The sequence below is a fragment of the Acidobacteriota bacterium genome (assembly GCA_018268895.1).
Taxonomy (GTDB): domain Bacteria; phylum Acidobacteriota; class Terriglobia; order Terriglobales; family Acidobacteriaceae; genus Edaphobacter.
The window spans coordinates 1,582,520-1,604,365 of sequence record JAFDVP010000001.1; the positions used below are offsets into that span (position 1 = coordinate 1,582,520).

A 21,846-nucleotide genomic window follows, 5' to 3' on the forward strand; every position below is an offset into this window, starting at 1 on the left:
CCTATATCGACACTCAGTAATTACTTTTTATTACTTTAATTATCTTTTATGTTAATATTCCAGAGAATCATCTGGGGGCGGAGATCCTGTGTTTGATGTAACCATTGCAGGCGATATCAATCTCGATCTAATTCTCTATGGTGTCGACCGGGGCATGCCGGTCGAACGCGAGATCATCGCCAGCGATTTTCAGATGACGCTGGGAGGTTCTGCTGCAATCGTTGCCCACAACCTCGCAGCCCTGGACTCACAGGTAGGGTTCATCGGGAAACTCGGTACAGACGATCTGGGCGAGATCGCACTGCAAAGACTGCTAGAGATCGGCGTAGACACTCGCTGTTGTGTCCGGAATAGTGGAGCCACACAAACAGGAGTAACCATACTTCTGCATCACGGCACAAGCAGGCACATTCTCACCTATCTCGGCACTATGGCGGAGATGACTGTTGCCGACCTGAATATCGACTATCTCTCCGATTCGAAACACTTTCATATCTCGTCCTTTTTTCTGCAGAAGAACCTGCAACGCACCCTTCCCGCTCTCTGTAGAGAGCTTCGACGTCGTGGATTGACAGTCTCCCTCGATACCAACGATGATCCCGATGACACGTGGGGAGACCAGTTTCGAGCAATGCTCCCTTGCGTAGACATACTGCTTCCCAATGAAGAAGAAGCTAAAAAGATGTCCCGCAAGGACAATCTTCAGGAAGCTGTGGCCTGGCTAAACGAGCAGGTCCCGATCGTTGTTGTGAAGTGCGGGGCACAAGGTGCGCTGCTTAAAACGTCCAGCCTCCTTCTCGAGATTCCACCGCTTGCCGTCTCCCCTGTGGATACCATAGGCGCCGGAGACAGTTTCAACGCGGGTTTTCTCTCACAGTTTGTAAAAGGTCAAAATCTCGAAGACTGTGTTGCAGTGGGAAATACCGCTGCGGCCCTGTCCACACTTCGCTCAGGGGGTACAGAGGCGTTTCGAGACCGTGAGTTCATGCAATCGTTTCTTTCAAAATCTCTATAGGAGAACCAAAATGACGATCAATCGCAGGGAGTTTCTTGCAGGAACCGCCGCAAGCCTGGCACAGGCAACGGCAACACCTGCCAAGGCAGCGGCAGCTTCCCAGTCCATGGCTGATGTTCCTTACGAGCGCAAAGACCCGCGAATTGCCTTTATTGGTGTCGGTGGCCGCGGCACATCACTGCTTAAAAATGTTCTTGCGGCCGATGGGAAGGTTGTCGCAATCTGCGATATCGCAGAAGATCACGCTACACGAGCACAGAAGCTTATCACCGCCGCCAACCAGCCGTCTCCGGAGCTTTACACGCGCGGTGACCACGATTACGAACGGCTAGTTCAACGCGACGATGTCGATCTGGTTATTATTGCGACTCCTTGGATTTGGCATGCGCCCATGGCAGTTGCCGCGATGGAGCATGGAAAACATGCCTGCATTGAAGTTCCGGGCGTAAGAACGCTCGAAGAGTGCTGGCAGATCGTTCATACCAGCGAAAAGACACGCCGCCATTGCACAATGCTTGAGAACTGTTGCTATGGGTATAACGAAACTCTCATTCTCCGCATGGCCCAGCAGGGCAAGTTTGGCGATCTGCTATGGGGCGAAGGAGCTTATCTGCACGATCTTCGCCAGGAGCTCTTCAGCAACGCCGGTGAAGGCCTGTGGCGACGCAAGGAACATACGCTTCGCAACGGCAACCTGTACCCCACCCACGGTCTAGGGCCTGTTGCCAACTATATGGGCATCAACCGTGGCGATTCATTCGGCTACATCGTCTCCATGAGCACCATCGAGCGAGGATTCAGCGAATATCGCAAAGAGCATGTTCCCGCTGGCGACCCAAAGTGGAGCGAACGCTACAAAGAAGGAGACTTCAACATATCGCTGATTAAAACGGCGAAGGGGCGCACGATCACGGTAAAGCACGACACTTCAAACCCCATGGTATATAGCCGCGTAAACACGGTCGCCGGCACAAAAGGCCTTTTTATGGATTATCCGCCGCGCATCTACTTCGACGGTCAGCCCGGCGGGGAGGCATGGACGACGCTCGACGGCTTCAAATCCTTCGAACATCCTCTCTGGAGCAAGATGGGAGATATCGCCAAGAAACTGGGCGGCCACGGAGGCATGGATTTCATCATGCTCTATCGCCTGCTGGAACGGTTTCGCAATGGCGAAGCTCCCGATATGGATGTTTACGATGCCGCTTTCTGGTCGAGCGTAGGACCGCTCAGCATCAACAGCATTGCGCAAGGCAGTTCGCCGCAAAACTTCCCGGAGTTCCTTCCAGGAGCAGGCAAAAACCGTAAGGATTCCCCTGTAGGTCAATAACCTGCGCACAGTCGACCTCTGCATTTGGAAAACAGGGGTCGGCTGTGTATAGCTGCCATCGATTGCAGAATCTGATGATCTATTAGATACTCAGTACTATGTCAGGTGAATCGCCGATGCGATCGCTCCTGTAACTGCATGATGAAGCATGAAGGCTCAAGTCGCACCTCGTTCATAGCAGCGTTTGCCATCCTTATGCTGGCGATCGCTGTGTTCGGGTGGGGCACACAATATAAGCTTTCACTTTATAGGCAGTCTGAAAAACTACACAGTTCCATCCCTCATGCCAAACTCCTCTCCCAGAAGGAGAAAGCATCTGGTGCGCAGGCTGTTGAAATCAATCGAGTTCCCCTCCAGCCATCGCTCTCTCTTCCCTGCCTCATTATTCTGGTAACGGCGTTGATCAGTCTGGCTCTCATTCCTCTAATTTGGTTTGCAGAGATCGACTTCTCCCCCGGCGGACAAGTATCAGTTCTAACCTTCTTCTCGTTCCGCCCACCGCCTGCCTACCTCCCTACCATTTAGGCCACCGTTCCATGTGTTTGCAAGCCCATTTTTAGGGTTTTGACTGCATTGGAACATCAGCATTCCCAAAATATTTCAATTCACGATAGGTGTGCATACTATGCTGACACGATCTGTGTCGATTGCACTGCGGATCGCTGCCTCGGTTCCGTTCCTGTGTTTTATCTTCACCGGCTGCCAGGTGCAACGTGTAGTGGCAACCGCGCCGCCGACCGCTTCTGTGAGCCAGGTCCAGCGAAGGGATATCTCAAACACTTTGACCGTGGCGGGCGAGTTTCAGCCGTATCAAGAGGTTGAACTGCATGCAAAGGTTTCGGGATACATTCGCAAGATCAACGTCGACATTGGCGATCGGGTCAGGCAAGGGCAGATCATTGCAACGCTCGAAGTGCCGGAACTGAGCGCGCAGGTAGTGGCTGCCCAGGCACAGGTACGTCATAGCCAGTCAGAGATCGCACGCGCGCAGAACAATGTCAACCTGGCCCAGGCCAATCATGTTGCGCTGCATGCAGCATTTACCCGCCTGTACGAAGCATCAAAACAACGGCCGGGATTGATAGCCGAACAGGAACTGGATGATGCCCGTGCAAAGGACCAGGATGCAGAAGCCCGAATTGGTGTTGCAAAATCCACCCTCGATGCGGCAAAAGAGCAGCTTGGCATCTCTCAGGCAGAGGGCCAGCGGGTGCAATCGCTTAAGGACTACTCCGTTGTAACCGCGCCCTTCAATGGCGTCGTTACGATGCGTTATGCCGATGTCGGCTCGCTAATCCAGGCCGGCACCGCCTCCAATACCCAATCGATGCCCGTCGTGCGAGTGGCACAAAGCGATCTCCTTCGCCTTCGCATGCCCATACCCGAGGTGGACGTTCCCTTCATCAGGATTGGCGGCAATGTTACGATCCTGCTGCAATCGACAGGAAAGCAGATTGAAGGAAAGATCATTCGATTTACACGCGAACTCAACTCGTCCACACGAACCATGCTCGCGGAGGTTGATGTTCCAAACACTGATCAGGCACTCAGCACCGGCATGACGGCAGAAGTGACAATCGTCCTTCAGGAGCAAAAAGACGCCCTCAGTGTACCGGCAGGTGCAATCGCCAAAGCGGCCGACGGTAGCTCCTATGTGTTGGCTGTAAACGCAGCCAATCGAGTGGAGAAGATTCCTATCGTGCTGGGAATTCAAGGCCCGGAGTGGGTACAGATTACCCACGGCCTTCAAGAGCGGCAGTTGGTCATTGTCTCGGCGCAGGCGAATTATCGGCCTGGACAACTTGTCGTTCCGAAGCAAAGCACCATCAGCATGCCAGGCGAAGGAGGAGCATCGTAATGTCCTCCTTCGCAATTAAGTATCCGTTTTTCATCCTGATGATGTGTCTGTTTGTGATGGTGGTCGGCATCACAGCAGTAACAAGCATGCCGGTCGATCTGTTTCCCGGCGTCAACATTCCAGTCGTCGTCGTGGCGACGTTCTATGCGGGAATGCCTCCACAGCAAATCGAATCTGATATCACCAACAGCTATGAGCGGTTCTTCACGCTGGGTAGCGGCATCGACCACATTGAATCGCGCTCTTTGCCCGGCGTAAGCCTTATCAAGATTTACTTTCAGCCCGGTACAGATGCAAACGCAGCAGTCAGCAATATCTCTAACCTTGCGATGGCCAACCTGAGGCGGTTGCCGCCGGGCACTCTTCCGCCGGTCGTTCTGAAGTTCGATGCCGCCAATCTTCCCGTATGTCTCATCACACTGAAGGGCCAGGGCCTGAACCAAACACAATTGAAGGACCTGGCACAGTTCACTGTGCGCAATCAGGTAGCCAATGTTCCCGGAGCATCCGTTCCGCAACCCTATGGCGGGCGCTACCGCCAGATCATGGTCTACGTCGATCCGATCAAACTCGAAGCTCACCAGATGAGCGTCATGGATGTAGTCGATTCGTTGAACAAGTCGAACCTCATCCTTCCGGCGGGCGATGTGCGCATCGGCATGAAGGACTACAACATCTACGCCAACAGTCAGGTACCAGTGGTAGATCAAATCAACGATCTCCCTCTGAAGACAGTTGGCAACGCTTCAGTCATGGTCGCCGATATCGGCAAGGCAGTTGACGGAGGCCAATTACAAACCAACATCGTTCGCGTAGACGGCCAGCACTCCGTCTACATCCCGGTGCTCAAACAAGGTGGAAATTCCAACACCATCACGATTGTCAACGGCGTAAAGAAAGCTGTCAGTGAATTGCTCGACATACCCTCCGTCTTGAAGACAGACGTAGTATTCGATCAATCTGCGTTTGTAAAGATCGCCGTGAAGAACGTAATCAACGAAGGGACCATAGGTCTCGCTCTCACTGCGTTGATGATCCTTCTCTTTCTCGGAAACGTGCGCGCAACGATTGCAGTCCTGATATCCATCCCCATCTCGGTCCTGGCCACCTTTCTAGGTCTCAATTTTGATGGAAGCTCGATCAACACGATGGTGCTCGGCGGACTTGCGCTTGCACTGTCTCGCCTCATCGATAACTCGGTTGTGGTGCTCGAAAACATCTTCCGCCATATGGAGATGGGAGAGTCTCCTACCGAAGCTTCGATCAAGGGCGGCGCGGAGGTACAGCTCGCTGTGCTGGCTGCGACCGTCAGCACCAGCATTGTCTTCTTTCCCGTTCTCATGCTCTACGGTGTTAGCAAGTACCTTTTCACGGCGCTGGCCCTGGCAGTCGTTATCGCTCTCTTCGCGTCGTACTTCGTAGCCATGACTGTAGTACCCCTCTTTTGCTCGTTGTTCATCACAATCGACCCAAGTCATGTAGGACACGTGCCGTCGGAAAAACAGATCCAGGATGCTGCCCCCAATCAACGAAACATCCGCTTCTTCCGAGTCATCGTGGACAAATTCAATCTAGTATTCCGCAGACTCGAGGGCTGGTACATCTCTAAAGTCAATGCAGCACTTCACAATGCCGGCATGGTCACGGCTCTTATTAGCCTCGCTGTTTTGATTAGCTTCGCAGCATACCCAATCCTGGGGAAGGCCTTCTTTCCGCGAACCGACCCCGGTCAATTCGTTGTGAATGTAAAAGTGCCAGCCGGCACGCGAATCGAAGTGACCGACGACTATGTCTCAAAGATGGAACAGGACATTCGCAGCGTGGTATCACCGGAAGATTTGAATATGATCGTCTCTAATATCGGCATCACACCCGATCTGTCCGCTATTTATACATCCAACTCCGGCATGCACACGGCTTTTATCCAGGTCAGCCTGAAGGAGGACCATAAAACGGGAAGTTACGCCTACATGCAGAAGGTACGCGAGAAACTGGCCGCTGACTTTCCAGATGTGTCTGCATACTTCCAGGCTGGTGGACTTGTCGATTCTGTCGTCAATCAGGGAAAGCCGGCGCCAATCGATATTCAAATAGGTGGACGGGATTTGAAGGAAGCTTATGCTCTCGCGAAAAGCGCTGCGGCACAGATCAGGCAGCTATCCTCAGTCAACGATGTGCTCGTACCGCAAGACCTCGACTACCCCGGACTGGAATTGAATATCAACAGGCCACAGACGGCTCTTCTAGGAATTACCCCTAAGGATGTCGTAGGCAATGTAATCACCGCCCTGACGTCGGACGGCATGATCGCACCGAGTTTCTGGGTCGATCCTAAGAGCGGCAACAGTTACATGCTGACCGTGCAGTACCCGGAAAATCAGATCCAGACTCTTACAGATTTTCGACAAATCCCACTGCGCTCTCCCAACGGTCTGCATACAACTCCGCTGCAATCGGTGGCAAGCGTTAAGGAGATTAACACGCCAACTGAAGTGGACCACTATCAACTTCGGCGAGTGATTGATATCTACGTCATGCCAAAGTCAGAAAGTCTCAACGCCGTCGAGAAGCAGGTTCAATCCATTGTTGATCGGATGGACAAACCGGGTGGAATTACAGTCAACATTCGCGGAACGATTCGCGATATGCAGGAATCCTTTACCAGCTTTGGCATTGGCCTTCTTCTCGCGGTTGTTCTTGTTTATCTCATCCTGATGGCACAATTTGCTTCATTTTCTGACCCGTTTATTATCCTGCTGGCCATACCTCCGGGCATCTCCGGAGCGCTTATCTTTCTTTGGGCTACTGGCTCGACCTTGAACGTCATGTCCTTGATGGGCCTTGTGATGACCGCGGGAATCGCAGTTTCAAACAGCATTCTGATCGTCGAATTCACAGGTACTTTGCGCAAGCAAGGCAAGTCGATACGCGAAGCGCTGATTGAATCCTGCAAAGCGCGTTTACGTCCCATCTTGATGACAAGCCTGGCAACCATCCTGGGCATGATTCCGATGGCGCTCGCGCTGGAACCGGGAAGCGAACAGTATGCCCCACTGGCCCGAGCCATCCTGGGAGGACTAACCGTCTCAGTGGTCGTCACTATTTTTCTTGTGCCAACGGCATATCTGCTTATCCACCGGAATGATGACCAGCTTGTGAGTCAAGGCGAGGCTTGAGATGAAGCAACATTTCACATTGAATCTGCTATGCGCCATTGTTTTATTTATCAGCAAGCCGGTGCTGGCGCAAAACACGTCCGTTCCATTGCCTAATGCTCCGGAAGCTCTGTTCTCCCAAACGGCACAACAGACCACTCCTACACCATTCCCGACAACTTCTGCCAGGCCGCCCGAGGTCGCACCCAAGCCATTAACTCGCGAGGATGCCGAAAAGATTGCTCTGGCCAACAACCCACGTATCCAGTTAGCGCAGCTTCTTGCAAGAGTACAACATCAAGCCGTTCGAGAAAGACAGGCCGATGAATTGCCTAATATGTCCGGGAGCCTCACTGCGGTCGCAGCCAATGACGGCAGCAGAATATCTAGTGCGCCACTAACGGCCTCACGATTACTGGAGCATGCCGGAATGGGTGTCCAGATGAATCAACTCATTACCGACTTCGGTAGAACCCCCAACCTTGTAGCTTCTTCAAAATTAATGGAGAAAGCACGGACATCTGACGCGGAAGCGAGCCGCGAGGATATCGTCCTTGCAACCGATCAGGTGTTCTATCAGGTCATTGAGGCGCAGGAGACGGTAAAAGTCGCGATGCAAACCGTCGCGGCGCGGCAGGCCTTAGTTGATCAGGTAAGCGCACTCACATCATCAAAGCTGAGATCCGAACTGGATCTCAGCTTTGCCAAGGTCAATCTATCGCAGGCAAAACTGCTTCTTCTCAATGCCCAGAATGAACTGGATGCATCTAGGGCCGCATTTAGTGCAGTGCTTGGATACGGCACGCTTATCGATGTTACGCTCGTTGACGATATAGGCGCTCTGCCACCACTCGCATCCAATCCAGACGTGCTCATTGCTGAAGCAATCCAGAACCGCCCGGACCTCCAGTCTTTGAAATACGCAGAGCAGGCTGCGCAAAAGTTTAGCGCAGCACAACACAGATTATTGCTCCCCACCATCAGCGCGCTCGGCGTTGTTGGCGCCACTCCAGTCGGCTCTCCTCAGTACTTCACCGGCGACTGGTATGGCGCCATCGGTGGGAACATCAATATCCCAATTTTCAATGGATTTCGATTTACCGCACAGGCCGCGCAAGCGTCGCTACAAGCGCAGGCAGCAGTAGAGCAGACTCGTTTGCTTCACAATCAGGTTGTGCGGGACGTGCGAACCGCGTGGCTCAATGCAAACACTTCACTCCAGAAGGTAACCGTTACGACTGAGCTGCTCGCTCAAACAAACACAGCGATGGAACTAGCGAAAACACGATATGATCTGGGACTCAGTTCCATCGTCGAGCTAAGTCAGGCAGAACTCCAGCAGATAGAAGCCGCGATTGGAAATGCAAATGCCGTGGCTCAATACAAATTTGCAATCGCTGCAATCCGCTTCCAGACTGGCGTGCGGCCATAACAATATGGCCTGTTTCGTTCCGCTAACTTCATTCCGAGGGATTGCGATGGCTGAAAACTCAACAGATTCGATCTTTGAATTCCAATCAATCGTTTTTGCAACAGACTTCTCACCTGCATCTCAAAATGCAGGCTGCTATGCATCTGCGCTATCCATACACTTCCGAGCACAGCTCGTCGTGGTTCATGCGTTTACCCTCCATCAGGCTGCACTGGAAGTGGAAATGGAGAAGCAGAAGGAGAGCCATCAACGCATCGTCTTGAATCAGGATTTACTGCTCGCTGCGCAATCTCTGAAAGGCGGCAAGGGAGAAACAGAAGCAGTTCTAGTTGAGGGAGACCCCCAGGAGGTCATTCCCGCCTTCGCACAACTGAGGCGTTCGGCTCTGATCGTTACGGGCACACATGGCGGCGGGTCAATTGACCGCCTTTTGCTCGGCTCGACATCTGAAGGGATTCTGCGCCATTCAAGCGGTCCGGCCTTTATTGTTGGGCCCAGGGTCAGCCAACTCGCCAATGAAAATCTAACGATCGGAAGAATACTCTACGCAACCGACTGCTCCGCTGAGTCCGCGCACGCAGCCTCGCTTGCTATCGCGCTGGCCAACTCCTTCTCAGCGGAACTCGATGTCCTCCATGTCCTGCATTCGCATGAAGTCGATCGTCCGGAACAGATAAGTCGACTTCAAGAGTATTTCTATGGAGCTGTCGGGAAGATCATTCCATCCGAGGCCACGAACGTATGCCAACCACATACATTTATCAGCGAAGGCTCTACAGACTCCCAGATTCTCGCTCATGTTAAAAGCAGACAGATTGATTTACTGGTTCTGGGACTCCGCCGAAATCGTCACCTTGGTATGCAGAATCATACGTCAGGCGTTTTCCCTATCATTATTGAAGCAAGTTGTCCTGTCGTTACATCCCCTTTTGGGTCGGTTTACCCCCTTGAGACTAGGTAACTCAAGTGGCGTACGCCATAGACCCGCCTGTAGGACGCGACAGCCCTATCTGTTCATTGCAAAAGCACATCTTTCAAAACCACTGCATCGTTATGTTCCTGGTCATGGGCGCCATAAACAAGCGTTACAGTCTTCGTTTTCGCCAAATCGCGAATCTGTCCAAGCGCTTCTTTGTGTTGTTCAAGCTCGACTTTGTAGCGCCGTTGAAACTCCAGCCAGCGCGTTGGATCATGACCGAACCATTTTCGCAATTCGGTACTCGGGGCAATGCTCTTCATCCAATCGTCAAGAGCGGCTCGCTCTTTACTCAGTCCACGGGGCCAGAGTCGATCGATAAGAATACGCACACCGTCGCCCGGCGACGCCGGTTCATAAGCGCGCTTCAACCGAAGATGCGACGCTGGAAACGATGACTTACTCATTTTGCCTCCAGTTCAAACGTCAGCTCCGCTTTAAGACCCTCTAAAACACACCCCAGGGTGGCAACTATTAGACCGGCGAACTCGCGAGACGGTACAACAAGTCGTATCGCCCGCGTCCGCTTTCACTGCCCCGAGCGCGATACAAGCAACTTAAGAGCACCGCCCTTGTGGGCGGCAATGTGATCCGTCTTATCGCTTTTGATCTCATATTGTGGGTCTGTCTTCGAGGCATGATGCACATACCCCTTATAGTTAAAATCGGCAGTGTGAATCGCGATAATGGTTCCCGACACAAAGCCTGCCTCCGAATTCCAACAAACATGATCACCAACTTTGAACACCTTTGCCACCTTTACTCCTTTCAGATGTTTCGGATACAACGGTAGGCGTGCCCCATAACTCTGATGCGTGTCATCATATGTCATAGATGCAGGAAAACTGATCGATGAACATCTCAAAAGCATTAAACGAAGCAGTTCAACCTCAGCCTGTGGTTAGCCCTCTGACGCGCTCGGCCATCTTCCTCGTTCTATCGATCCCACCCGATCGGGCCAATTATCCTGCGCTGCGCTCCTTCTTCACGGACCTTGCAGGTCTTGTGCGTGCCGTCGAATTTCGGAACGTTGAAGCTGGACTCACATGCGTTGTCGGATTTGGCTCCGATTCCTGGGATGCTCTCTTCGGCTCACCACGCCCCGCCGAACTTCATCCCTTTCGTGAGATCCGCTCAGGTGGCCGACATGCAGTTTCTACTCAGGGTGACATTCTGTTTCACATTCGCGCCAAACTGCCTGACCTCTGCTTTGAATTGGCTACCCAGATTATGGATGCTCTTGGGGATATGGTTACAGTTGCCGATGAGGTTCATGGTTTTCGTTACTTCGATGATCGCGACCTCCTGGGGTTCGTCGACGGTACGGAAAACCCGCGAGCGGAAGCCGCACATCAGGCTGCCATCGTCGGCGATGAAGACCCGGCATTTGCGGGTGGAAGTTATGTCATCGTCCAGAAGTACCTCCATGACATGAAGGGATGGAACGCTCTCCCAGTGGAGACACAGGAGCGCATCATAGGTCGCAAGAAGCTTTCGGATATCGAGCTAAGCAGCGCCGAAAAGCCTGCATTTGCCCACAATGCACTGACAACGATCGTCGAAGATGGGAAAGAAGCTCAGATTCTGAGAGATAACATGCCCTTCGGCCGGCCGGGACATGGTGAATTCGGGACGTATTTTATCGGCTATTGCCGCACTCCGCGTATCACGGAAACCATGTTGCAAAACATGTTCGTCGGTAATCCTCCTGGCAACTACGATCGTCTTCTTGATTTCACCCAGGCAGTTACCGGCAGCCTGTTTTTTGCGCCTTCTGCAGCGTTTCTCGACAACATCGATACAGGCGACCCCGCTTCTATTGCATCCGCCACCCCACCTTCACCGAAGGCGCCCGCGGTCTCCGACATAGGGGAGACCTCACTCAAAATAGGATCACTTAAAGGAGAAAACGATGAATAACCTGCGTCGAGAACTTGCACCAATTTCAGATGCAGCATGGGTCCAGATTGAGGAAGAGACCAAACGGACAATCAAGAGATACCTTGCTGGCCGGCGAGTTGTCGACGTCCCTTCATCGGGTGGTACGGCCCTCTCTGGGATTGGGACCGGTCATCTGAAATTGATCCCTGCGTCTGTCGAAGGCATCATTGCAAACCAGCGCGAGATCAAGCCCCTCGTCGAATTGCGTGTGCCTTTTGAGTTATCGCGACAGGCAATCGACGATGTGGAGCGTGGATCGAACGATTCCGATTGGCAGCCAGCGAAGGAGGCAGCAAAGAAGCTTGCGTTTGCAGAAGATCGAGCAATCTTCAATGGATTTCGGGAAGCGGGTATTCAGGGCATTCGGGAATGCACCAGTAACCCCATAGAGACACTCCCTGCTGATGTGCGCGATTATCCCGATGCCATCGCACATGCTTTGAGCCAACTACGGCTCGTTGGCGTAAACGGTCCATACTCCGTCGTGCTTGGCGCCGATGAGTATACGGCACTCGCCGAAACCCGCGATCACGGTTATCCGGTTCTGGAGCATGTCAAACGTATCGTTGATGGCAATCTGATCTGGGCGCCGGCAATCGAAGGAGCGTTTGTGATGACGACACGGGGAGGCGATTTCCAGCTCAACATCGGACAGGATGTATCGATCGGCTACCTCAGCCATAGCGATTCATCTGTGAATCTGTACCTTCAGGAGACATTTGTCTTCCGTGTACTTACCAGCGAAGCCTCAGTAGCAATCACCGCTTCGCACAAATCGTAGTGGGAGGCCACGCCGGCTTCGCATGCACAACGAGCGGCCTAAGCCGAAGGGGCGTTCAAAAAAAATGGCGATGCAGACCCAGAGGCTTGGGCTGCATCGCCGCTCTCGTTACGTGTTCGCCGAGAGATTAGAACGTGACTGGCTTGCGCGTCGGTGAACTCCTGGCCCTGCGCTGGGAGGACATTGACTTCGAGAACTTGGAGATTTGTGTCACCGAATCCATCTGGCATCAGGTTTTGGGTGTATGCAAAGCAGAGGCATCGGCTAGGCCGTCCCCGATGGGCACCACAGAAGCGAAATTCGCTTAGTGTGCCCTATTGTGTCCTGAATTGCTTGTCACTGTAGAGGTCGCCATAGCTTCTAAGTCTTTTAGAATCTACGGCGGGAACGGACGGGGCTCGAACCCGCGACCTCTGCCGTGGCTGCTCACTTAGGTAATCGAACTGCACGCTCATCCATAAGGCATGATCTCCCTCTCTAAGAGATTCGGAGATAGGAATTGCCAGGATTCATTTTTTTATTGACGATGTCTGGTGATTGCATATAAAAGTATTTGCGCTAGAGAAAATTGAAATTGCTTGAAGAAAGCGTGCTTTGATAGGGGATTATCGACGCGAACAAACCCCTATGATCGCGAAGTTCCTCTCCAAGGGTGATTTTCCCCACACGTTTCGAAGGGTGCTAAAGAGGCAAGACGCAATCTGCATCGTTTAGGCGCTTGACCTCGAATGTATACGTATTCAGACAAGGGAGATTTTATGAAATTTTGCCGTAACTCCACTTTGCCAGTAATCGCAATTGTTTGTCTTGCCGTTTCAGGACAAGCACAGACCTCCAGCGGCACAATCAGTGGCCACATCGTCGATCAAACCGATGCGGTTGTACCTAATGCGGAGGTAAAGTTGATCAATCAGCAGACGGCTGTCATGATATCGACGCAGGTTCGTCCGAACGGAGACTTTATCTTTTCGAACGTGCAACCCGGAACATTCACGGTAATCGTCCAGGCAAGCGGTTATAAGGAGCTGCGCAAGGTAAACCTCCAATTGAGTGCCTCGCAGGTCCTTTCGGCTGGCACGTTCGCTCTCCAGATCGGTGAAGTCACTCAGTCAGTTACCGTGTCTGCGGAGATTACACCAATTCAGAACGGCAGTTCCGAGCGCTCTGGTGTGCTTGATAGCAAGCAGATTGATAATCTGCTTGCGGTAGGGCGCGATGCCATGTCCTTCGTTCGAGTATTGCCGGGTGTAGTCGGGAGTGGCGGCAGTGCAAGCCTGGGAACGTCCAACACTCCGACCATCAATGGAGTTAACAGCGAGTACAACTCCGCGACGATCGATGGTGTTACCGGAAATACGCGCGGGCTCTCTACACTGGATACGCCTTTGAACCTTGATGCGGTTCAGGAAGTTACTGTGATGGCCTCGAACTATCAGGCGCAGTATGGAAAGACGGCAGGCGCAAACATAAATTTCGTCACTAAGAGCGGCACGCAGCAGTTCCATGGGGGAATCTACTATTACTTTCGCAACGAGGCATTGAACGCCAACAGCTACTTTACGAAATATAACGGCAGCCTTATCCGTCCGCGGTACCGCTATAACACCTATGGCGGCACGATTGGAGGGCCCATCTATTGGCCGGGACACTTCAATGTGGCAAAAAACAAGCTATTCTTCTTCGTTTCGCTCGAGAACTCGCCAATTACCGCACCAGACGGCCTCAAGACTTACAAGGTACCGACAGCATTGGAAGTGAATGGCGATTTTTCGCAGAGCTATAACCAGGGGAACGCCGTTCAGGATCCCGCACACCTGATCCGCGTCAAAGACCCAACGTCTAGTGGTAGTTGTGCTGTAAACTCTGCGACGCCCGGTGCAGGTTGCTTTCCGGGCAACGTCATTCCCGCAAGCCGGATCAATACGCAGGCCCAGGCGCTTCTGAAGGTTCTCTACAACAATACCCTCGCACTGAATCCGGGGTTCGCCGTAAACAACCTCGGTGTGACGAATAACAACTACAACTACGCCACGAACTACTCGGGCGACAAACCAGTCAATCAAGAGATCTTCCGTGTCGACTACTTTCCTACGGAAAAGCTGCATATGTTCGGGCGCGGCGATCTGGAAACCGTCAACAATAACAGCTACAGTTCTCCAGCAAACAATCTGCCGTGGCTGATGAAGGTGAACTATAAGACGTCCAATCCCAACTTCGTCTTCAATGTGATCTATACCTTCAGCCCAACACTAGTGAATGAGCTGAATCTGGGAACTGCAGGATGGAATGAATCGCAGCTTTACAACCCGGCGGATTTGGCCAAGGCTCAGCTAGACCCTAAGGGGTACAACATCCCGGCTTTGTACCCAGGCGTCAATCCTTTGAACCTGCTTCCATCGGCGAGCTTTGGTCTCACAAACTCAGCGAACTTTGGTTGGGATAGCCGCTTTCCTATGGGAAACAAGGTCAGGTCCTATAGCGCAACGGACAATGTAACGAAGATCATCGGCACACATAGCTTAAAATTTGGCGCCGACGCACAGACGGACTCCTATCTGCAGGTCAACCATAACCGGGTCGGCAACTTCTCTTACGCACGGGATGCAAATAATCCCAACGACAGCAACTACGCGTATTCCAATGCGATGCTAGGAAACTTCGACACAATGACCGAGGTGACAGCGTTAGTCAACTACAAGCCACGTACCAATACATTTGAGTGGTACGCACAGGATCAGTGGAAATTAACTAACAAGCTGACCCTTGACTACGGCTTGCGCTTCTCGTGGGCTATGGCTCAACGATTATCGGCCGGCAACAACTTTGCCCCGGAGCTATATAAAGCTTCCAATGCACCGCTTTTATATCAGCCAACGACCAAAGATCCGAAGACAGGGTTGTCTCGAGCCGTTGACCCGACAACAGGAGCTTTCGTGCCGGGGGCATGGGGCGGCCTCTTCGTACCCAATACAGGTAACCTTCAGAACGGCATCCTAAACGTCAATACGCCGGGTTATCCGCAGGGAACGCTGTATGGCAACGGGATAATTTATGCTCCACGCATTGGCTTTGCCTACGATCCATTTGGCCAAGGGAAAACGGTCGTTCGCGGAGGTTACGGCATCTTCTATAACGTGCGTGCGCGCTCTGGGCAGTCGGGCGACATGACAAATAACGCGCCAACGACTAACTCTCCGACGCAATACTATGGCAACCTCGATACGTTCCAGAACGCAGGATCGTTGAGCGGGCCCTATACCATCGGCCATGCGATCCCGCTGCATGCCCCTGTGGTTTCCACTATGAATACCAGCCTGGGTATCCAGCAAATGATGGGCGCGGGGGTTGTTCTTGATGTGGCTTATGTTGGCACTTTTGGCCGGCATCTGAGTAACTACACTCCGATCAACACGGTTCCGTATAGCGCTCAATTCCTTTGGTCGAGCCAAAGCGCCGCTGGCGGAGTTTTGCCGGACAACTTCTTCCGTCCTTATCCAGGATTCGGGACAATCAACATGCAGTACTTCAATCTCACATCCAGCTACAACTCCCTGCAGATTCGTGCGACCAAACGCTTCTCTAAAGGGTTGGAGTTTGGAGTGGCCTATACATGGTCCAAGTCGATGGACTACGGTTCGTGCCAGACAGCGTCGACCCAATCAGCGTCGTCCTGTTCTGAGTCTTACAACGTTACCGTCGCCAATTATCAAAATCTACGCACATGGAACTACGGTCCAGCCAGTTTCGACATAAGGAACAACCTGGTTGCGAATTATCTCTGGAGCCTGCCTAAGGGCAGCAACGTCTGGAGCAACTTCTTGACCCGCGCGGTGCTGGATAACTGGCAGATATCAGGTATTGCTTCGCATCTCAGTGGCACCCCAGGTGGAATCATCCTGAAAACAAGTAACAATGCGAATATCACTGGAGGTGGCGATGGCGCCAGGGTCAATCTTTTAGGAGACCCGATGCAGGGCGCTCCGCGCACTTTCAATCAGTGGTTTAATACCAGCGTCGTGAGCGCTCCGGTCGCGGGCGTAGCCGCCACGAGTGCGACGAGCGGATACAAGCCAGGCGATCCAGGCAATGCTCCAAAGGTTAACTACTATCTTCCCGGTTACACCAATTTCGACACGGCGTTGTTCAAGAACATCCCTATCGAAGGAAAGTTGACTATGCAGTTCCGTCTTGAAACATACAATACCTTCAATCACACGCAGTTCAACTCGCTCAACAATACGGCTACATTTGCGACCGCGGCCAGTGCAGCTAGCCCTCGACCCGCTCAAACGGATGCTACGTTTGGAAGATTCAACGGAGCCAATAATCCTCGTTACTTGCAGTTGGCGCTTCGGATTAACTTCTAACTCACAGGGCAGCTCGACACCGCCACGTCTATCTTGAGTGCGGTGTCGAGCTTTAAGCTTGTAACCCGAATGTTGGCAATAGAGATTCAGATGCACCTAACTCCAACCTCCTATGTCCCGCGGAGTAGGTTTGCGATGCATCGTTGTTGCGACGAGTCCACTCGAGCAGTTGAAGCCCCTGTTCTTGGGCAAATGCGCTCCGACAGTGAAGAGAGCCGCCAGGCGCTTCCAAGTGCCCTAGCGGCTGCTGATTAGGCTCATAGGCGGAAGGTTTGCAAACAGATTGGGAAAGCGGCTTAGTCTCGTAACCTGACAGCTTTCTCCAGAGCGCCGTCCTGAAATATTGTTGGCTTCGCGGCATATGAGATATCCCCACCGTCGATTACGATGCGCTCATTTCCTGCTCCCTCTACCTGCAGAAACACTGCTGCCGGTGTGAGCAAGCGGGGTGCTGTCATGAGCACGTGTTTGCTGTCGATCATACGGACTACGGTTTCAGCTTCAGGATTTCCGTCGATACTAATTCCATTGACCGCAGCGTCTGTCACGTTGTCAAAGATCACGGCTGGACGGAGGTCTGGCGAACTTACTTCCAGGCGAAGATTCTGCACAGTCAGCCCGTGTACTCCGCGTGCATATAGACCGTAGGCTGGCATCGGTCCAAGCATGAAATACTCACCGGCAATCTCCGGTAGCTTGCGCCTTGCGCCATCTTCAGCCGTTCCGCCACCACCAAATGTGAGATGGATGTCTTCAAGCGAGATGTTCTCCATCGTCGCTCCTCCGACACAATTGAACACGATACACGACATCTTTTCGCCGGGATTGACGACGCTGGTTACCTCTGCCTCCGATAGCTGCCCAGGATTCGTCGTGACATTGCCATGGATGTGACTGAAGGAGATATTTCTCATAACTGCGGGAGTGGTAGTTCCTGGAGGCGTACCCGTGCTCATGTCATCCTTTGCGGCAGCGGCGGCATTTTGCGGGGCCACTGTCCGACGAGGGCCAACGCCTACGTGGATGGGCCCAGTCACGTTGTCCAAAACAAGATTTGAGAAAGCAATGTTCTCGTATCGCGATCCGGGATTACCCTGGAACTTGATCGGGCAACCATATACCTCGTAAAGCACGCAGTTCGATATTGAGATGTTTTGCGCGAAGCCACCGCCAAAACGGAAGACAGACCAACGTGTGCTGAAGATACTATTTGCAATCGTCACAAACTGACAGCTTCCGAATAAAGCGCAGGCGTCGTCTTGTGCGAGAACGATGCAGTTATTAACCGTAACGTATTGTGCGCTGATGAAGTGGAATCCGTCATTGTTGCCGTTAACGCGATTGTGGATATAGAGACTATCCATGTGCACACGCTTGCTTTGGATCACGCGAATGCTGTGGTATGCGCAGTCGATGAGATCAAGACTGCGAATCGTAAGGCCTTCGCAACGATATACCAGTACATGGTAGGGACGACTCGCACCGCCGATTCCACTGGGAGGCTTTGCACCACGTATCTTCGAATGAAACTGCGCGCCCTGTCCATCAATGGTCCCAGGCCCTTGGATTGTCACGTTCTTTGCATTCACGGCAAAAAGGAGCGCCCAGTTGCCATCCACAAGCGTCGTGTCACCGCTCAAAGGAATTGCATCGACGGCGTGATATTGCTTTCCGTCGCCGCTCCCTAAAAGTTTGCCCCCTGCGGCGATGTGCAGTGTGACATTGCTCTTCAACTCAACAGTACCAATTTGAAACACTCCCGCTGGAACCAAAACGGTGCCGCCGCCATCATGCGTGCAAGCATCGATTGCCGCTTGCAAAGCTGCGGTATCCATCGTTGTCCCGTCTCCCTTTGCGCCAAAGGCGCGTATGTTGTAGACGCGTGCACCCAGATCGATGGTTATCGCTCCCTTACGTTGCGATGCCTCGGCTTCCAAATTGTCGGGCCGCATGAGGCTGAGAGCTGTTGCTGCAGCCACCGCGCTGGCCGGAGCATGACTCAGCCATTGTCGCCGAGTCACAAAAGTGCGTTCCGTTTTGTCGTTAGGGCACTGAGTTGTCAATGTGTACCTCATGGTGAATGGAAGAGATGGAAGTGCTAGGTGAAACGCGTGTCACGATGTGCAAGACACCTTAAATGTATCCGTATACAATAGTCAACAAAGATAAACTGGCAACGCTACAAGAGTGTACGTGACTCCTTCTAGATGTTTTTGCCGCACCAGGAGCTAAAGCACAGTTATGGACATGCGTGACATCGCGAAACTCGCAGGAGTTTCCAGTGCGACCGTATCCCGTGTTATCAACGGTTCCAACCTTGTACGTCCAAAAACAGCAGAGCGTGTCCGTAAGGTACTGGAAGAGACAAAATTCATCCCTAATGGTAGTGCCACTACATTGAAGTACGGTAGAAGCAGTACCTACGGCCTCATCATTCCAGATATTACAAATCCATTTTTTCCGGAGTTTATCCGTTGTTTTGAGGCGATCCTTGCAGAAAACAACCAAGATATGCTGATGGCAATGACCGATTTGCATGTGTCACGGATGCAGCAAACTATTCGCCGCATGTTGGTCCGTCAGGTTGATGGCGTTGCGCTTCTCGCCGCTGAAATTGAGACCGAACCGATCGAGGCTCTTCTGCACAACCGGGTTCCCCTCGTTACCTTGGACCGCCGGATCGTCGGACCTGGACTTGGCGATGTTTCTATTGACTATTTGAGCGGTATGCGACAAGCCATCGCACATCTTAAGGAACATCGCCATCGCAAGATCGCCTACATTGGGGGGTCACCTGGTTTGACTATCTCCGATCACCGCGTCCATGCCTTTAAAGCTGCCATGGCTGAAGCGAATCTCACCGTTGAACCAGCCTTTGTCCGAGCTGGTAACTACCGCGTCACCGGTGGTGAGAAGGGTATGTCAGAATTATTGGCTCTCAAAGTCCGCCCCACCGCCATCATGGCCACCAATGACCTCACGGCAATTGGCGCCCTGCGTGTCATTCATCGTGCAGGCTATTCCGTGCCCGGGCAATTCTCCGTTGTTGGTTTTGACGATATCGAGTTGAGTGATATCGTCTATCCTCCACTTACAACTCTTCGTCTCCCTCGTAATATTCTGGCGGAAGCCTTCTTCAAAGCACTCGCGAGTAGTGGCAAAGACCCACATGCTGTAGGGAAGAGATATAGAGTGCATACAGAGCTTGTTGTGCGTGATTCGACTGGGCCGGTTCGATAACCGTTTGTCGTCTCAGAGCGTCTTTATCGAAAGACGAAATTCAGCGCGACGCACACAATGAGTACCAGACCGGCAAGTACTAGAGAGCTTGTGGCTATTTTTTCTCTTGTCGGTCGAGTGAAATACGTCAACCCCGCAAGGGCCCCGATGCTCTTTTTCTTGGTGAATAAACTCACCAAAATATTGACCACGAGACTTGCCGCAAATCCATAAATAGCTCCGTAGAAACCTGCAAGCAGGTCGCTGCCATAGTGGATTGTGCCTATCCTTACCGCAAAATTGTGGCTCGTTGCGATAAGAACACCTATGACCAATCCCCACAGACCCGCCGCCGGTGTCGCCCAGGTTGTAAACATGCCCAAGAGGAACGATGCAAATAGTGGAGCATCAAAAAGAGAGAAGACTAGCGTTTGGTAGTCCATGAGATTGCCGAAGTGCAACGCAATATAGGCGGTTGTCATGCTTAGACCGCAAGCCCCCACGGTGGAAGCGCGCCCCATCAATAAATAGTGTTTGTCCGTAGCAGTCCTCTGAATGTAAGTTCTGTAGAGATCTTGTGTCCAGATGACGGATAATGCACTGATATTACCCGCCAATCCAGACATTAGACTTGCAAGGATGGCGCAAAGCCCAAGTGCAAGGAGCCCTGCTCCGTAGTGGTGACTCATCATCGCGGTCAGTGCCTGATCGAATTGAATCGCCCCGCCTGGTTTGATTAAAAGAATTGCCGCCGCTGTTCCGGGAACAACTAGCAATATCGGAAAGAACATTTTGAAAACTGCTGCTATCAGCGGAGTCTGAATCGCATTCTGCAAATTCCGAGCAGTCAGCGCCCGCTGGATGATCAGGAAGTCAGTACACCAGTAGCCGAAGCTTAGAACCGCTCCCAAACCGAAAATGACACCTGTTCTATCGAGCTTTGCGCCCGTCGGATTCATCCATGGCAGCGCCGTCCAGATGTGAGCCATCTCGTGGGGCAGTCGAGTTCTTATTCCGGCAATGCCGTCAAAATCATGAAGGATCTTGTACGTCAACGGAAGAACTCCCGCAATAGTGAGAACGAACTGAAGAATCTCGGTATAGATTGTTGCTCGCAGTCCGCCTAATGCTGTGTAACAAAGCACAACAGAGCAGGCAAGAAATGAGATACGAGAAAAACTCCAGCCCAGGAAGGCATGGAGGACCGCAGATATTGCATAGAGACTAATGCCGGCGACCAAGGCCATCCTCGCTGCCAGGCAGCATGAGCTGAACAAATGTGTCGCGTCGTTGTATCGAATTCGAAGGAAGTCCGGAACCGTCAGCGCCCGGCTATTGTGGTAGATGGGCATCATAAACAAGGCGAGAAAGATCATCGCAGGCACGGCACCGATCCAATAGAAGTGCAATGCAGCTAGCCCATACTTCGCACTAGCCGATGTGATACCGACGATTTCAAGCGCTCCACAGTTTGCTGCTAGAAATGCGATCGATGTAACTGAAGCAGGCATCGAATGCCTGGCGTGCAAAAAAGAACGGGAATCCTTCGTGTTCCTGCGCACAACGTAGCCTATGAATACAACCGCTGCGAGATACGGGACCAAAATTACCAGCGTCACATTTGAGACGGAGAAACTCAAAGCTTCCTGCTTTTACCTGCCAGACGATTTTGGAACGGTGCGTACTGATTTTTTACGTCACTGTAGACTTAAGCGCAACAATGATTCAGAAGTGGAAGCTGAGCAGACTATGCTGTCAGGGTTATGCCACAG

General features: G+C 52.3%; 15 protein-coding genes. 11 read left to right on the plus strand and 4 right to left on the minus strand.

The genetic code is table 11. The features are described from left to right. Positions 1-88: 88 nt before the first annotated feature. The 7 genes from JSS95_06755 (at position 89) to JSS95_06785 (ending at position 9,751) form a co-directional block, all read left to right on the plus strand. Positions 89-1,015, plus strand: a complete 927-nt coding sequence (locus tag JSS95_06755; protein MBS1799511.1) for a carbohydrate kinase family protein — start codon at positions 89-91, stop codon at positions 1,013-1,015. Between the two features lie 10 nt (positions 1,016-1,025). Next, complete coding sequence (locus tag JSS95_06760) at positions 1,026-2,345, plus strand: Gfo/Idh/MocA family oxidoreductase (protein ID MBS1799512.1); 1,320 nt, start codon at positions 1,026-1,028, stop codon at positions 2,343-2,345. 138 nt (positions 2,346-2,483) lie between these two features. Then, positions 2,484-2,870, plus strand: coding sequence for a hypothetical protein (locus JSS95_06765; protein MBS1799513.1), 387 nt, complete (start codon positions 2,484-2,486; stop codon positions 2,868-2,870). A 100-nt stretch (positions 2,871-2,970) separates the two neighbouring features. After that, a complete protein-coding gene (locus JSS95_06770) occupies positions 2,971-4,203 on the plus strand; it encodes an efflux RND transporter periplasmic adaptor subunit (protein ID MBS1799514.1) in 1,233 nt (410 codons plus the stop codon). Beyond that, the gene (locus JSS95_06775; GenBank protein ID MBS1799515.1) at positions 4,203-7,379 is read left to right on the plus strand and encodes an efflux RND transporter permease subunit; all 3,177 of its coding nucleotides are present in this window, start codon (positions 4,203-4,205) and stop codon (positions 7,377-7,379) included. The genes JSS95_06770 and JSS95_06775 overlap by 1 nt, the downstream gene beginning before the upstream one ends. Before the next feature lies 1 nt (position 7,380). After that, positions 7,381-8,790 (plus strand): TolC family protein, encoded by a 1,410-nt coding sequence (locus JSS95_06780; protein ID MBS1799516.1) that lies wholly within the window; start codon positions 7,381-7,383, stop codon positions 8,788-8,790. 46 nt (positions 8,791-8,836) lie between these two features. Continuing rightward, a complete protein-coding gene (locus JSS95_06785) occupies positions 8,837-9,751 on the plus strand; it encodes a universal stress protein (GenBank protein MBS1799517.1) in 915 nt (304 codons plus the stop codon). A gap of 53 nt (positions 9,752-9,804) precedes the next feature. On the opposite strand, the gene JSS95_06790 is transcribed toward JSS95_06785, so the two are convergent. Together JSS95_06790 and JSS95_06795 are read right to left on the minus strand one after the other, a co-directional pair. Further along, positions 9,805-10,173, minus strand: coding sequence for a DUF488 domain-containing protein (locus tag JSS95_06790; GenBank protein MBS1799518.1), 369 nt, complete (start codon positions 10,171-10,173; stop codon positions 9,805-9,807). 122 nt (positions 10,174-10,295) lie between these two features. After that, on the minus strand, positions 10,296-10,523 hold the full coding sequence (locus tag JSS95_06795) for a DUF2945 domain-containing protein (GenBank protein ID MBS1799519.1): 228 nt from the start codon (positions 10,521-10,523) through the stop codon (positions 10,296-10,298). Between the two features lie 95 nt (positions 10,524-10,618). Between JSS95_06795 and JSS95_06800 the strand changes: the two genes are divergently transcribed. The 3 genes from JSS95_06800 (at position 10,619) to JSS95_06810 (ending at position 16,855) form a co-directional block, all read left to right on the plus strand. Then, positions 10,619-11,686, plus strand: coding sequence for a Dyp-type peroxidase (locus tag JSS95_06800; protein MBS1799520.1), 1,068 nt, complete (start codon positions 10,619-10,621; stop codon positions 11,684-11,686). Next, a complete protein-coding gene (locus tag JSS95_06805) occupies positions 11,679-12,488 on the plus strand; it encodes a bacteriocin family protein (protein MBS1799521.1) in 810 nt (269 codons plus the stop codon). Before JSS95_06800 ends, JSS95_06805 begins: the two co-directional genes overlap by 8 nt. A gap of 758 nt (positions 12,489-13,246) precedes the next feature. Continuing rightward, positions 13,247-16,855, plus strand: coding sequence for a TonB-dependent receptor (locus JSS95_06810; GenBank protein ID MBS1799522.1), 3,609 nt, complete (start codon positions 13,247-13,249; stop codon positions 16,853-16,855). Positions 16,856-17,151: 296 nt separating this feature from the next. Here JSS95_06810 and JSS95_06815 read toward each other — a convergent pair whose 3' ends face one another. Next, positions 17,152-18,807 (minus strand): right-handed parallel beta-helix repeat-containing protein, encoded by a 1,656-nt coding sequence (locus JSS95_06815; GenBank protein MBS1799523.1) that lies wholly within the window; start codon positions 18,805-18,807, stop codon positions 17,152-17,154. A gap of 289 nt (positions 18,808-19,096) precedes the next feature. Here JSS95_06815 and JSS95_06820 point away from each other — a divergent pair, with 289 nt between their 5' ends. Next, the gene (locus tag JSS95_06820; protein MBS1799524.1) at positions 19,097-20,095 is read left to right on the plus strand and encodes a LacI family DNA-binding transcriptional regulator; all 999 of its coding nucleotides are present in this window, start codon (positions 19,097-19,099) and stop codon (positions 20,093-20,095) included. 23 nt (positions 20,096-20,118) lie between these two features. Here the strand turns inward: JSS95_06820 and JSS95_06825 are convergent, their stop codons facing one another. Beyond that, positions 20,119-21,714, minus strand: coding sequence for a sodium/solute symporter (locus JSS95_06825; protein ID MBS1799525.1), 1,596 nt, complete (start codon positions 21,712-21,714; stop codon positions 20,119-20,121). Positions 21,715-21,846 lie beyond the last annotated feature (132 nt).